This window comes from Streptomyces sp. BE303, assembly GCF_036290945.1.
In the GTDB taxonomy this organism is placed as follows: Bacteria; Actinomycetota; Actinomycetes; order Streptomycetales; family Streptomycetaceae; genus Kitasatospora.
The window spans coordinates 104,457-116,576 of sequence record NZ_JAQYWZ010000468.1 but is presented as its reverse complement, the minus strand read 5'-3'; the positions used below and the strand labels follow the sequence as shown (position 1 = coordinate 116,576).

Sequence of the window (12,120 nt, the reverse complement as noted above, 5' to 3'; positions counted from 1 at the left end):
GGAGGTGTCCGTCATGAAGAAGATCGTCGTCCGCAAGACCGGCCCGGTCCGTCTGACCAGCACGGCGCGTGCGCTGTACCTGCCGTGGGACTGCATGGTGCAGGCCTGATCCCTTTTCCCGGGGAAACGGGGGAGCGGTGTCGACCCGACATGGCACTGTCGACCGGCGCCGCTCCTCCTTCGCCCACCCCCTCCGCCCACCACCTCCGCCCACCCCCTTGCGGGAGGACACCCGTGCACTCCTCCGTGGACAGCAGCTCCGACGCCCCGGGCCTCGACCTGGACCGTCCGCTGCCACTGCGCCGGCTCGTCTACCTGGAGGAGGGCGACGAGGTCACCGTCGGCAGCCCGGAGACCGACACCTACGCCGTCCTCCCGGCCGACGGCGCCGAACTGGTCCGGATGCTGGCCGACGGCGTCACACCGCGCGAGGCCGCCCGGCGCTACGAGTCCGAGCACGGCGAGAGCGTCGACATCGCCGACCTGGTCGAGGCGCTCGTGGACCTGGACCTCGTCCGCTCCGCCGACGCCCCGGCGGAGGAGTCCGCACCCGTGCGCTGGCAACGGCTGGGCCGGGCCGTCTTCAGCCGGCCGGCACTGATCGGCTACGCGCTCGTGACGGCCCTCGCCGTGGTCGAGATGATCCGGGTCCCTCGGCTGGTACCCCGGATCGACAACCTCTTCTTCAGCTCCTCCTACACCCTCGTCGTGCTGATGCTGTTCTTCGGCCAGGCGCCGCTGCTCGCCCTGCACGAGGCCTTCCACGCGCTGGCCGGCCGCCGGCTCGGCCTGCGGTCGAGGCTCTCGGTCGGCCGCCGCCTGGTCTACCTGGTGCTGGAGACCTCCCTCGACGGGCTGGTCAGCGTGCCGAGACGGAAGCGCTACCTGCCGATCATGGCCGGCATGCTGGCGGACGTCCTGGCGATCGCCGTCCTCACCCTGGTCGCCGACGCGACGCACGGCGCCGCCCGGGGAGTGGCGTCGGTCTGCCTCGCGGTCGCCTACGCCACGACGCTGCGCCTCGCCTGGCAGGGCTTCTTCTACCTGCGGACCGACCTCTACGTCCTGCTCAGTACGCTCCTGGGCTCCGTGAACCTCCACGCCGCCGCCACGGACGTCCTGCGCAACGCCGTCCGGCGCGGCACCGGGCGCACGCCGCTGGACCTGTCCGTCCACCACCCGGTCGACCGGCGGGCTGCCCGCTGGTACGCCTGGCTGATGGTGGTGGGTTACGCGTTCACGCTCACCGTGTTCGCCGGCGTCGTCGTGCCGACGGCGTACCGCCTCCTGCACGACATGTGGCTGCGGCTGACCGGCCACGCCTCGGCGGCGGGCCGCCTCGACTCGCTCGTCCTCATGGTGCTCACCCTCGCGCAGACCGGCGCCGTCGTGGTCCTGGCCGCCCGGGAGCGGCGCGCCGCCCGGTCGGCCTGACCCCCGAACGCCCCGCCCCACCGCACCTCACCACGTCACCGCACGAAAGGCAGCTGCGTCATGGCCGAGCACCGCCACCACTGGGTCCGCGCCGCCCGGCGTCCCGACCGCGTCGACGCCCGCGAGCGGCTCGACCTGCCACCCGCCCTCGCCCTGGTGAACGCCGACCGCCGGCTGCGCGGGCCCTACACGGCCGTCGGGTCGATCCTGCGCACGATCGTCCCCGACGCGCTGGCGCGCTGCCCGGAGGCCGTCGCCGGACACGACATCGAGATCCTCTCCACCACGCCGGAGCTGCGCGACCTGGTGCCCGCCACCCGCGAGACGCTGACCTCGCTGGCGGTGCCCAAGGAGCGGACCCGCTTCTACTCCGCACTGCGCACCCTGCGGATCGCCCACGGTCTGGTCGAGTTCCTGGAGGCGTACCTGCGGGCGGTCGGCCCGGCCCCGCGCTCGCTGATCGTCGAGGACGCCCACCGGGCCGACCCCACCGACGGTGAGTTCCTCGCCGTCCTGCTGCGGCGGATCGACCCGGAGCTGCTCACCGTGGTGGTCACCACCGGGACCGAGGCGCCGGAGCGACCGGCCGGCCCCGGGAACGAGGTGCTGGCCGACGCGCTCGCCGCCCACTGCGCGGTGCTCGACGCGCCGGACGGGGGACGGCCGGCCGGGGACGCCGCCCGGACGGCGGCCGGAACCGCCGCGCTCGGCCGCGCCCACGTCGCGGCGGACGGCGCAGGCGACGACCCCGACCGCATCGCCGCCTACCTGGCCCTGCCCGCCACCGAGCGCGCCCTGCTGCACGACCTGCGACGGGCGGAGCTGGAGACGGCCGGCGAGTCGTCCCTGCGGCTGGGGGCCATCGCCTGGCACGCGGAGCACGGCAGCGACCCGGCGGGCGTCGGGGCCGACACGCTGCGCCACGCCCTCGACCACTGCATGGACCTCGGCTACTACCACGCCGTCGTGGACCTCGGCGAGCGCGGGCGGCAGCTCGTCACCCACGAGAGCCACCCGACCCACTGGTGGGCCTTCACCACCAAGATGACCACCTCCTTCGCCGCGCTCGGCCTGGCCGATCTGGCGCTGCCGCTGTACGACGAGGCCCGGGCGCTCAGCGCCTCGCCCGAGGTCCACATGCAGGCCGCGTACGCCACGGCGATGCTCCACACCCGACACTTCGACACCGACCGGCGCGACCACCGGCTCGCCCGGGGCTGGGTCAACCAGGCGATCGCCTTCGCCAGTTGGCACCCGGACCCGAAGGAGCGGGAGGCGCGCGTGGTGTTCAACCGCAACGGGCTCGCGCTGATCGAGGTCCACCAGGGCCGCCTCGAAGCGGCGTTGACGCTGCTGGACGGCTGCATCGCGACCCTCGACGAGACGCTGGAGCCGCACGAGCACGCGCTGCACCGCTCCGTGCTCCGCTACAACCGCGCTCAGGTGTACGCGGGCCTCCGCCGCCACGCCGAAGCCGTCGCCGACTACACCGCGGTGATCGAGTGCGACCCCAACTACTCCGAGTACTACTTCGACCGGGGCATGCTCTGGCGCGAACTCGGCCGTCCGGAACAGGCGCTCGCCGACTACGACCGCGCCGTCCGGCTCTCGCCACCCTTCCCCGAGGCCTACTTCAACCGCGCCGACGTCCTGGCCGAACTCGGCGACACCGACGCGGCGGTGGCGGACTTCGGGTACGTCCTCCAGCTCGACCCGGAGTTCCGTGACGCCCGCCTCAACCGGGCCTCCCTGCTGTTCGAGGCGGGTGAGTACCGGCTCGCCCGGGAGGACGTCCGGGCCGGTCTCGCGGGCGATCCGGAGAACCCCCGGCTGCTGTGCCTCAAGGGCCAGTTGCTGGCCGCCGAGGGTGAGGGAACCGCAGCCGCCGAGTCCTACGCGGCCGCGCTCGCCGCCGACCCCGGCTGCGCCCAGGCGTGGGCGCTGATCGGTGAACTCCGCTACCAGGAAGGCGATCTGGACGCGGCCGGCAGCAACCTGGCGCGTGCCGTCGAGCTCTCGACGGAGCCCGGCATCCGGTTCAACCTGGCCGTGGTCCACCACGACGCCGGGCGGTTCGGGGAGGCGCTCCGGCTCCTCGACGAGGTGGTCGACTCGACCGAGGACGTGGACGCCCGGCTGCAGCGGGCGCGTTGTCTCATCGGACTCGACCGGGTGGACAACGCCAGGGCCGACCTGCTCGCCTGCCTGGAGGCCGATCCCGAGTCCGCCGGGCAGGTGTACGAGCTGATGCCGGAGCTGGCCCGCGCCTGACACCGTCCGTCCCGCGTCCCACCGGGCGCGCCGTTCCCTCGCCCCGCCGGACCAGGCCGCCCCTGCCGCACCCGTCGCCCCCGTCGCCCCTGCCGTTCCCGCTGCCCCGCGCAACGGGGGCGGCAGGGGCGGCGGGGGCGGCGGCGTCCGGTCAGTGCGGTACCGCCGCCGCCCTGGCCAGCTCCTCGCGCACCCGCCTGCGGACGTGGGCCACCGCCGGCGAACCGGTGTACGCGGCGGCGACCCTGACCAGCCAGGCCGCCTCCTCGCGGAGGTCGGCCACCAGCGGGTGCGGCACGCACCCCTCGCCGGGCCCGGCGGGGAAGTGGTGCCGGGCCCGGGCCGCCTCCAGGACGGCGGCGATGGCGGCGGCCTCCACCACGACGGCGAACTCCTCGGCACGGGCCGGGCCGAGCACCTCCGCCACCCAGAGCGGGACGTGAGGATGCAGATGGGACCGGAGGGACAGCTGCCCGTCACGGATCTCGATGATCCGCCGGTACAGGGCGAACCGGATGTCCTGCCGCCGGGCCCTCGCCCGTCCGACGTTCCGGTCCTGGGTGACGAGTTCGATCTCCGGGACCACCGACCTCATCGCCGACCAGAGCGGGTCCAGCCTGCGGTGGTCACGCCGGGCGCGCGCCCGGCCGCCCCGGTCGTCCCAGCGGCTGACGGCACCGGCGAAGCAGGCTGCCGGTGTCGGCCACCCCGTCACCCGTGCCACGCCGCGCCGCGCGGCCCCGGCCGGCCGATCGTGCGCCACCACTGCGCCGTCCGGTCGGCCAGCCGGCCGATCGCGGTGGACCGGGGACGCTGCAGCGCCCGGTGCAGCGTCAGCGAGGCGACGAGCTCCGCCTCCTGCTCCTGCCGCTCCGTGTAGACCGACCGGCCGAGCACCCGGCGGACCAGCTCGTCCGGCAGCTGGGGTGTCAGCACGCGCGACACGACCGTGCTCAGTCCCGCGCCACCCGTGTGCGCGCAGAGCAGGTGACCGATCTCGTGCAGCACGATGTGCTGTTGGTGCAGGGCCGTGGTGTCGACCGCGTAGCCGATGTAGTCCGCGCGGTCGGTGCTGATCAGGACGCCGCACGGCGAGGGCGCCGGGCCGGAGAGGGGCATGAGCTCGATGGGCCTGCCGCGCAGCCGGGTGAGTGACTCGGTCAGTGCCGTGATGCCGAACGGTTCGGGAAGCGGTATCGACTCCGCGATGCCCCGACATCGCTGCCAGAGTTCATGGTCGACCCCACGCGAATGCCCCACGCCTGCCCCCCTGCTGTCCGACCGGCCCCGGTCGGGAGGCGATCCTACGGACGGGGGAGCGCGGGGAGAACCGCTTCGACGTCGATTTCCGCTACCTGCCACCGGCCTCGCGGCGGGCGATGGCCTCGATCATGTCGCTGATCGTGCCGAGGCCCTCGGGCGAGAGGGCCACCGCGCGCAGCGCCACGTCCCGGACGCCCGCGTCGCGCAGTGCTCCCAGCAGCGCCAGCTCCTCGGCGATCCGTGCGCTCTGCCGGTCGTCGAAGAAGTAGGTCGGCGGGACTTGGAAGAACTGTGCCAGCGCCTCCAGATGACGTTTCGTCGGGTTGTCCCGGCGGCCGGTCCGCAGCTGCCAGAGGTACGTGGCGGAGAAGCTCTCGCCGGTCGCCTCCCGACAGGCCCGGGCGACCTCCTCGTGGCTGTACTGCTCGCGGTCCGCGCGGCGGACGACGTCGAACAGCCGGTCCAGCTTCGCCGCGAGCGTGGACGCAACGGAGCCTGTGTCGGACACGGCCCACCCCTTCCCTCACCCCGTGCACACGCCCGGTGCGTGCGCGGACCGACCACTCCCGATGACCCGGGCCCGCGGAGCGGACCCGGGTCCTCATTCTAGGTGCCCCGTGGAGATGACGAGGGGGTACGCGGGGGACCGGTTCGATCGCACGGCCGGTGACCTGCGCGCGCGGTCGCACGCCCTGCCGGACACCCGGTCGTCCGGGAGGGGCCGGGTGTTGCGCCGGGTGTCGCGGTGGGCGGCGGTGGGCGGCGCCGGACCGCGGGGGCGGGCCGGCCCGGGCTCCTTCGGCCGGGCCGGCCCGCCCCCCGGCTACTTGAGCCAGCCCAGCTGTTGGGCCCGGACCCCGGCCCGGAAGCGGTTGTCCGCGCCGAGCTTCTCCATCAGGTCGTTCATCAGACGGCGCAGTGTCCGGGTGGAAACGCCGAGTTCGCGGGCTATCGCCTCGTCCTTGAAGCCGGCGTTCATCAGCCGCAGGATGCCCGCCTGCTGGCCGGTGAGCGGGGTGTCGACGGGGGTCTGGGGCGGCGGGGTGTCGGTGCCGAGCTCGACCGCCGACTGCCAGCAGTGCTCGAAGACCCGTCTGAGCAGGCGGGTGATCACCGGGCCGCGGGTGACCATGGCGGTGGGCTGCGCCTCCGTGCCGAAGGCCGGCGTGAAGGCCATCACGTCGTCGATGACGATCAGGCGGAACGGGATGGTGGGAGCCAGCCGGATCTGGACCCCGGAGCGCTGCATCTCCTCCAGCAGGGCGAGGCCCTGCGGCAGCCGCGCGGTGGAGGCGAGGTGGATGGTGCGCATCCCCACGCTGCGGTTGACGACCTTCTGGTTGCGTTCCAGACGGGCTTTGGAGCGGCTCTCGACGACCGGGCCGGGGTGCATGCTCAGCACCTCGTCCTGGGCGAGCTCGGTGCAGTCCTCCAGCACTTCGGAGATGTGGTCGAGGCCGACGATCAGTTCGGCGGGCGCGAGGCTCTCCTGCTGCTGGTACTGGTCGGCGAGTTCGGTGGTGAGGAGCCGCATCGCCTTGCGGACCCGGATGGTCTCCTCCAGCCAGCGTACGGCGGTCTGCTCGGCCTGCTGCGCGAGGCGGTTGAGCGCGACCTCGGTGGAGGTGACGGTGGGCCGCCCGCTGCCGCGGCCGGACCCGGTCAGTAACCCGAGCTCGGTGAGCAGCGCCGTGGCCTCGTGGAGGGAGGCCGGATCCAGGCCCGACCGGGCGCAGATCTCGGGTGTGCTCAGGTTCGGCTCGTTCCGCAACTGCCGGTAGAGGTCCGTCAGGACCTTCCGGTCGCGCTCAAGATCCATTGCTAACTCCGTGGTGGTGGTTCTGCTGCTCTGTGGTGCCCCCGTGGATAACCTGGCCGTCACCAGTCACGGCACCTATGGGACAGCTGTGATCCCTGGACTTGCCGAAGTGCGGTCGGCAGGATCGAAGGAACTTCGCTTGGGAAACAGAGTACGGCGGAGCTGAGACAAAGATCGATTAATTCGCTGGGGGGATGAGTAACATGGTGGCCATTCGGCAATCATTTCAGTCGGCTTGGGTGGGTTTCGGATTCCCGGGCGGGCGTGACGGGGACCTTGAGTGGGGCTGAGCCGTCCGGCTCGCTCCGCAGCTGACGGAGGGGGATGGGCCCGGTGGAGTTGACGCTCCCGTCGATGGCGGCGCTGCTGCTGTTCGTGCCGACGGTGGTCGCGGTGGTCGCGGTGCCCGGGCCGAACATGCTGCTCATCCTCAGTCGTGGCATCGGCCAGGGCCGGCGGGCGGCGTTCGCCTCGGCGCTCGGGGTGGAACTCGGCACGCTGGTCCACGTCCTGGGCACCGTGGTCGGGGTGTCGGCGCTGATCGCCGCCTCCGCCACGGCGTTCGACGTGGTGAAGTACGCCGGCGCCGCCTACCTGGTGTACCTGGGCATCCGCACCCTGCTGTCCAAGGGGGGCGCGCTGGGCGATGGCCCGGCGGGCTCGGACAGCCCCCGGTCGGTCGGGACGCTGCTGCGCCAGGGGGCTCTGGTGAACGTGCTCAACCCCAAGGTCGCCCTCTTCTTCCTGGCGCTGCTGCCGCAGTACGTCGACCCGGAGCGGGGCTCCGGGGCGAGTCAGACCCTGGTGCTGGGGCTGGTGTTCTTCACGATCGCCCTGGCCATGGATCTGGTGTACGCGGTGGCCTCGGTCGGGGTGGGCGCATGGCTCGCCCGCAGTGTGCGGTTCGCCCGTGCCCAGAAGTACATCACCGGCTGTACGTATCTTCTGCTGGGTATCTCCGCGGCGTTCGCGCAGCCTTCGGGGCGGCGCGCGGGCTGATCGGGCCGTCCCGGTTCCGGATTGCGGGATTCCACCTTCGGCATTCCGTCACGCGGAACTCCTCCGCGCCGACCGGGCGGTTTATCGGTCAACTTCTTCAGGTGTATTCATCTATTTACCCATGGACGAGTGCGGCCGCCCACGCGTGCGGCCGCCCGCCACCTGGCGATTCATCCTGCGCACATTTTCGGCGGCAGCCGTAATCGGCTTTCGGCTGCCCGCGCAGAACCGCTCAGACAGTCCGCAGACCACTCAGACCCACTCAGATACTCCCAGGACGTGAGACGGAGGACCGTTCGATGCCGTGGAGATCCCTCCCTGGCCGGATCGCCGAAGAGGCGAGAGTCCGCCCGCAGGCGCCGGCACTGCTCTGGCACGCGGACGAGGTGAGCTACGCCGAACTGCACCGCATGGTCGGTGCCGCCGCCGCGCGGCTGGCCGGGCTGGGCCTGGGCCCCGCAGAACCGGTGGCCATGGTGGCGAAGAAGTCGCCGCAGGCCGTCGCCGTGGTGCTGGCCTGCCTGATGCTCCGCCGGCCGGTGCTGTTGCCCTCGGCGGAGCTCGGCGCCGAGACCCTGGCCGCCCTGGTGGACCGCTGTGGCGCCCGACGCCTGCCCGACCCGATCCAACTGACCGAAGGACACGAGGAGTTCACCTTCGAGGGTGACCATGACCCGGAGGACGTGGCGCTGCTCCTGACCACGTCGGGCTCGACCGGGCTGCCCAAGGTCGTGCCGCTGACCGGTGGCGCGGTGACGCGGTTCGCCGACTGGGCCGCCGAGCAGTTCGGCATCGGCCCGGAGAGCACGGTGCTCAACTACGCACCGCTCAACTTCGACCTGTGCCTGCTCGACATCTGGACCACGCTCAGCCGCGGCGGGTGTGTCTCCCTGGTGGACCAGGACCTCGCAGCCAACCCGGCCCACCTGCTGGCGCAGTACCGCGCCCGGCCGGTCCAGGTCGTGCAGGGCGTCCCGATGCTCTACCAACTGCTCACCCAGGCCGCCGCGGGCGACCCGGCGCTGGTGCTGGACGGTGTGGAACACGCGCTGCTCACCGGCGACGCCGTCAGCGCCCGCGGCTTCGAACCGCTGCCGGCACTCCTGCCCAAGGCGGTCTTCCACAACGTCTACGGCTGCACCGAGACCAACGACAGCTTCCTCCACACGATCGACCCGGCGGACCCGATGCCGTACGGCACGGTGCCGATCGGCCGGCCGATCGACGGGGTCGACGCGCTGGTCCTGGACGAGGACGGCGTCGAGCTCACCGGGCCGGGCCGCGGTGAACTCGTGGTCTCCACACCGTTCCAGACCGCCGGGTACCTGGACGCCGAGCTCGACCGGGGCGTCTTCTCCGAGCGGGCCGGAACCCGCTACTACCGCACCGGGGACCTGGTACGCCGTCACGACGACGGGGTGCTGACCCTGGAGGGCCGGCGGGACTTCGTGGTGAAGGTCCGCGGTGTGCGGATCAACACGGCCGAGGTCGAGACCGCCCTGCGCAGCCACCCGGCCGTCACCGAGGCGGCGGTGATCGCCGTCCCCGACGAGCTCGCCGGCACGCGACTGCACGCCGTCGTGCAGCGCGCCGAGGGCGGGAAGCTCAACTCCCTGACCATCCGCCAGCACGCCGCCGGGCTGCTGCCCCGGGTGGCCATCCCCGCCACCGTCGAGCTGGTGGACACCCCGCTGCCCCGCACCGGCACCGGGAAGCTCGACCGCAAGGCCGTCCAGCGCCGCCTCCTGCAGGCGCGGACCGACCGACCCGACACCACTGCCTCCGGAGGCTGACATGGCGCGCACCGACGACATCAAGCGGTACCTGATCGATCAGTTCCTGCTGGAGGTCACGGTCGAGGAGATCGACGACGACTTCGACCTGCTGGCGAACGGCGTGATCGACAGCCTCGGCCTGCTGACCCTGGTCGGCTGGCTGGAGAACACCTACAAGCTGGACATCGACGCGCTCGACATCGTGCCGGAAAACTTCCGTTCGGTCGCCTCGATCGACGCCTTCCTCGGTCAGGCCGACCCGGTGGCGAGCGGAGCCAACTGACCGTGGCCGATCTGCTGCAGAGCCTGGTCCGGGGCGCCGAACCGGTGGAACGCCCGGTCTGGGCCGACTTCTGGGAGCGGCTGCACGAGCGCCGGCTGAAGAACGGCGAGGCCCTCGCGGTACTCGCCTCGCTCTCCACCCGCACCCCCGTGACGCCGACCCTGGAGTCCTTCCTCGGCTCGCTGACCGACCGTGCCGCGCCGCTGCCGGCCCGCTGGCCCGGCGTCGTCAACCTGGTCGGCACCGGGGGCGGCCCCGCCACCTTCAACCTGACCACCGCCGCCGTCCTGGTGGCCGCGGCGACCGGGGTGCCGATCGTCAAGACCGGGTCGCGCGGCTACAGCAGCCGGTACGGCTCGATCGACATCCTGGACCGGCTGGGGCTGCCGACCGCGCGCTCGTACGCCGAGTGCGAGGACCTGCTCGGCCGCTTCGGCCTGGCCTTCGCCTCCGGGTTCGTCTACCCGGTCGAGCTGACCGAACTGGCGCGCGCCGTGCTGCCGTACGGCATGCAGCAGATCGGCCGGTTCGTCAACCTGCTCGGCCCGTTCCTGGCCGCGGTGCCCGTCGAGGTCCAGCTGACCGGTGTATCGTCGCCTGAACTCTGGGACGGATTCGCCGAGTTGGCGGCCGACCGGCGAGTCTGGCTGATCCGCAACGACCTCGGTGTGGACGAGCTGCTCAGCTTCACCGGGAACACCGTGCGGGCGAACGGCACGGAGCTGGCCGTCGGCCCCGGCACGGTGGGCGCGGCGGGCGGCACCCTCGCCGACCTCCGCCCGGCCGCGGAGGGCACCGACGCGGCCGAGCACCTGCTGGACCTGCTCCGGGGCCACGGCCCGGCGGCGGCGGTGGAGAGCATCTGCCTCAACGCGGCGGCCGCGGCCATCGCCGCCGGCCGGACCACCGACTGGGCGGAGGCGTTCGCCACCGCCCGGGCGGCGGTGGCGGACGGCGCGGCGGTCGGGCTCGTGGAGCGGCTGCGCCGGGAGGTGCGGGCCGGTGTCTGACCCCACCGAGCACGACGGCCGGCCGGCGGGCGGGTTCTTCGCCGGCCGCAGCTCCGCCGACCCGGGTCTGGCGCTGTTCCTCAACGCCGGTGACCCTGGCCTGGACCGGCTCGCGGACCTCGTCCGGCTGCTGGACGAGGAGCGGGTGGACTGCCTCGAACTGGCCGTGCCGTTCCCCGACTCGGTGACCGACGGCCCCGTCATCCGGCGCTCCGCACGGCGGGCGCTGGAGCAGGGCGTCGACCTGGACGCGGTGCTCGGCTTCGTCGAGCGCGTCCGGCCGGAGCTGAGGCACACCCGGATCGCGCTGCTGGCCGACTGGGGCCACTCGGTGAAGCCGGTGGGCCTGGAGGAGTTCCTGCGCAGGGCCCGGGACGCGGGAGCGGACGCGACCCTGCTGCACGGCCTGCCGCCGCTGGCCAGGCGGCGGTACCTGGAGGCCGCGGAGCGGATCGGACAGCCGGTGGTCACCACCTGCTACCCGAACTCGCCCCGCGAAGTCCTGGCCGAGAGTGCCGAGTTCGCCTCGGCGTACCTGTACCTGGTGGCCCACTTCGGCCGCTCGGGCACGGCCCCGGCCCCGGACCGCTCGGCGCTCGCGCCGGTGGTCGCCACCCTCAAGGGGCTCACCCCGGCCCCGGTGGCCGTGGGATTCGGGGTCCGCACCGCCGAGGACGTCTCGGCCATGGGGGACCTGGGCGCGGACGCGGCGATCGTCGGAAGCGCCCTGGTGGCGGAGGTCGAACGGGTCCTGGAGACCGGTGGTGACCTGCTCGCCGAACTCGCGGGATTCATCGGTGGCCTGCGTCACCGACCCGTGCACGAAGAACAACTGTCCAATCACTGAACGGAGTTCGTCATGATCATTCGCAAGCTGGAGGACGTCAGAACGGTCGAGTGGGGCAACGGCGTCAGCCGCCGCTTCCTCCTGGAGTCGGACCGGATGGGCTACTCGGTCACCGACACGGTCGTGGCGGCCGGCACCAAGTCGCTGCTGGAGTACAAGCGGCACCTGGAGGCCTGCTACTGCATCTCCGGCCGCGGCGAGGTCGTCGACATGGCGGGCAACAGCCACGTCATCGAGCCCGGCACGCTCTACGCGCTGGACCAGCACGACGCGCACTGGCTGATCGCCTGGCCGGAGGAGGACCTGCGCCTGGTGTGCGTCTTCACCCCGGCGCTGCGCGGCGACGAGGTCCACGACCTCACCGGCGCCTCGTCCTCCCACTACTGATCCCGCCCGCGCCACCGACCACCGACCGGGGA

12 protein-coding genes are annotated in these 12,120 nt (G+C 72.7%); 8 read left to right on the top strand and 4 right to left on the bottom strand.

The window, feature by feature from the left end:
* Positions 1-234 precede the first annotated feature (234 nt).
* Both PUR56_RS09215 and PUR56_RS09210 read left to right on the top strand, forming a co-directional pair.
* Positions 235-1,434 (top strand): hypothetical protein, encoded by a 1,200-nt coding sequence (locus PUR56_RS09215; protein ID WP_329881474.1) that lies wholly within the window; start codon positions 235-237, stop codon positions 1,432-1,434.
* Positions 1,435-1,494: 60 nt separating this feature from the next.
* Positions 1,495-3,705, top strand: coding sequence for a tetratricopeptide repeat protein (locus PUR56_RS09210; protein WP_329948512.1), 2,211 nt, complete (start codon positions 1,495-1,497; stop codon positions 3,703-3,705).
* A 151-nt stretch (positions 3,706-3,856) separates the two neighbouring features.
* Here PUR56_RS09210 and PUR56_RS09205 read toward each other — a convergent pair whose 3' ends face one another.
* The 4 genes from PUR56_RS09205 to PUR56_RS09190 all read right to left on the bottom strand — a co-directional run bounded on the left by PUR56_RS09205 (position 3,857) and on the right by PUR56_RS09190 (position 6,787).
* Positions 3,857-4,420 carry a DUF6545 domain-containing protein gene (locus PUR56_RS09205; RefSeq protein WP_329881472.1) on the bottom strand — a complete coding sequence of 188 codons (564 nt, stop codon included), beginning with the start codon at positions 4,418-4,420 and terminating at the stop codon, positions 3,857-3,859.
* Positions 4,417-4,965, bottom strand: a complete 549-nt coding sequence (locus PUR56_RS09200) for a ParH-like protein (RefSeq protein WP_329881471.1) — start codon at positions 4,963-4,965, stop codon at positions 4,417-4,419. The genes PUR56_RS09205 and PUR56_RS09200 overlap by 4 nt, the downstream gene beginning before the upstream one ends.
* Positions 4,966-5,056: 91 nt before the next feature.
* On the bottom strand, positions 5,057-5,476 hold the full coding sequence (locus PUR56_RS09195) for an XRE family transcriptional regulator (RefSeq protein WP_329881470.1): 420 nt from the start codon (positions 5,474-5,476) through the stop codon (positions 5,057-5,059).
* Between the two features lie 315 nt (positions 5,477-5,791).
* On the bottom strand, positions 5,792-6,787 hold the full coding sequence (locus PUR56_RS09190; protein ID WP_329881469.1) for a helix-turn-helix transcriptional regulator: 996 nt from the start codon (positions 6,785-6,787) through the stop codon (positions 5,792-5,794).
* Positions 6,788-7,120: 333 nt separating this feature from the next.
* Here PUR56_RS09190 and PUR56_RS09185 point away from each other — a divergent pair, with 333 nt between their 5' ends.
* The 6 genes from PUR56_RS09185 to PUR56_RS09160 all read left to right on the top strand — a co-directional run bounded on the left by PUR56_RS09185 (position 7,121) and on the right by PUR56_RS09160 (position 12,088).
* Positions 7,121-7,786, top strand: a complete 666-nt coding sequence (locus tag PUR56_RS09185; RefSeq protein WP_329948511.1) for a LysE family translocator — start codon at positions 7,121-7,123, stop codon at positions 7,784-7,786.
* A gap of 299 nt (positions 7,787-8,085) precedes the next feature.
* Positions 8,086-9,579: an AMP-binding protein gene (locus PUR56_RS09180; protein WP_329948510.1), complete on the top strand. Its 1,494-nt coding sequence runs from the start codon at positions 8,086-8,088 to the stop codon at positions 9,577-9,579.
* Between the two features lies 1 nt (position 9,580).
* Entirely contained in the window at positions 9,581-9,844 is a 264-nt protein-coding gene (locus PUR56_RS09175) for an acyl carrier protein (RefSeq protein WP_329948509.1), read from the top strand.
* Between the two features lie 2 nt (positions 9,845-9,846).
* A complete protein-coding gene (locus tag PUR56_RS09170; protein WP_329948508.1) occupies positions 9,847-10,854 on the top strand; it encodes a hypothetical protein in 1,008 nt (335 codons plus the stop codon).
* Complete coding sequence (trpA, locus tag PUR56_RS09165) at positions 10,847-11,701, top strand: tryptophan synthase subunit alpha (RefSeq protein WP_329881464.1); 855 nt, start codon at positions 10,847-10,849, stop codon at positions 11,699-11,701. Before PUR56_RS09170 ends, trpA begins: the two co-directional genes overlap by 8 nt.
* Before the next feature lie 12 nt (positions 11,702-11,713).
* Positions 11,714-12,088, top strand: coding sequence for an ectoine synthase (locus PUR56_RS09160; RefSeq protein ID WP_329881463.1), 375 nt, complete (start codon positions 11,714-11,716; stop codon positions 12,086-12,088).
* The last annotated feature ends 32 nt before the right edge of the window (positions 12,089-12,120 follow it).

What these genes read in the sequence shown, in the direction of transcription:
- PUR56_RS09175 (WP_329948509.1), top strand. Translation starts at nt 9,581, where the DNA reads ATGGCGCGCACCGACGACATCAAGCGGTACCTGATCGATCAGTTCCTG.
- PUR56_RS09160 (WP_329881463.1), top strand. Translation starts at nt 11,714, where the DNA reads ATGATCATTCGCAAGCTGGAGGACGTCAGAACGGTCGAGTGGGGCAAC.
- PUR56_RS09190 (WP_329881469.1), bottom strand. Translation starts at nt 6,787, where the DNA reads ATGGATCTTGAGCGCGACCGGAAGGTCCTGACGGACCTCTACCGGCAG.
- PUR56_RS09180 (WP_329948510.1), top strand. Translation starts at nt 8,086, where the DNA reads ATGCCGTGGAGATCCCTCCCTGGCCGGATCGCCGAAGAGGCGAGAGTC.
- PUR56_RS09210 (WP_329948512.1), top strand. Translation starts at nt 1,495, where the DNA reads ATGGCCGAGCACCGCCACCACTGGGTCCGCGCCGCCCGGCGTCCCGAC.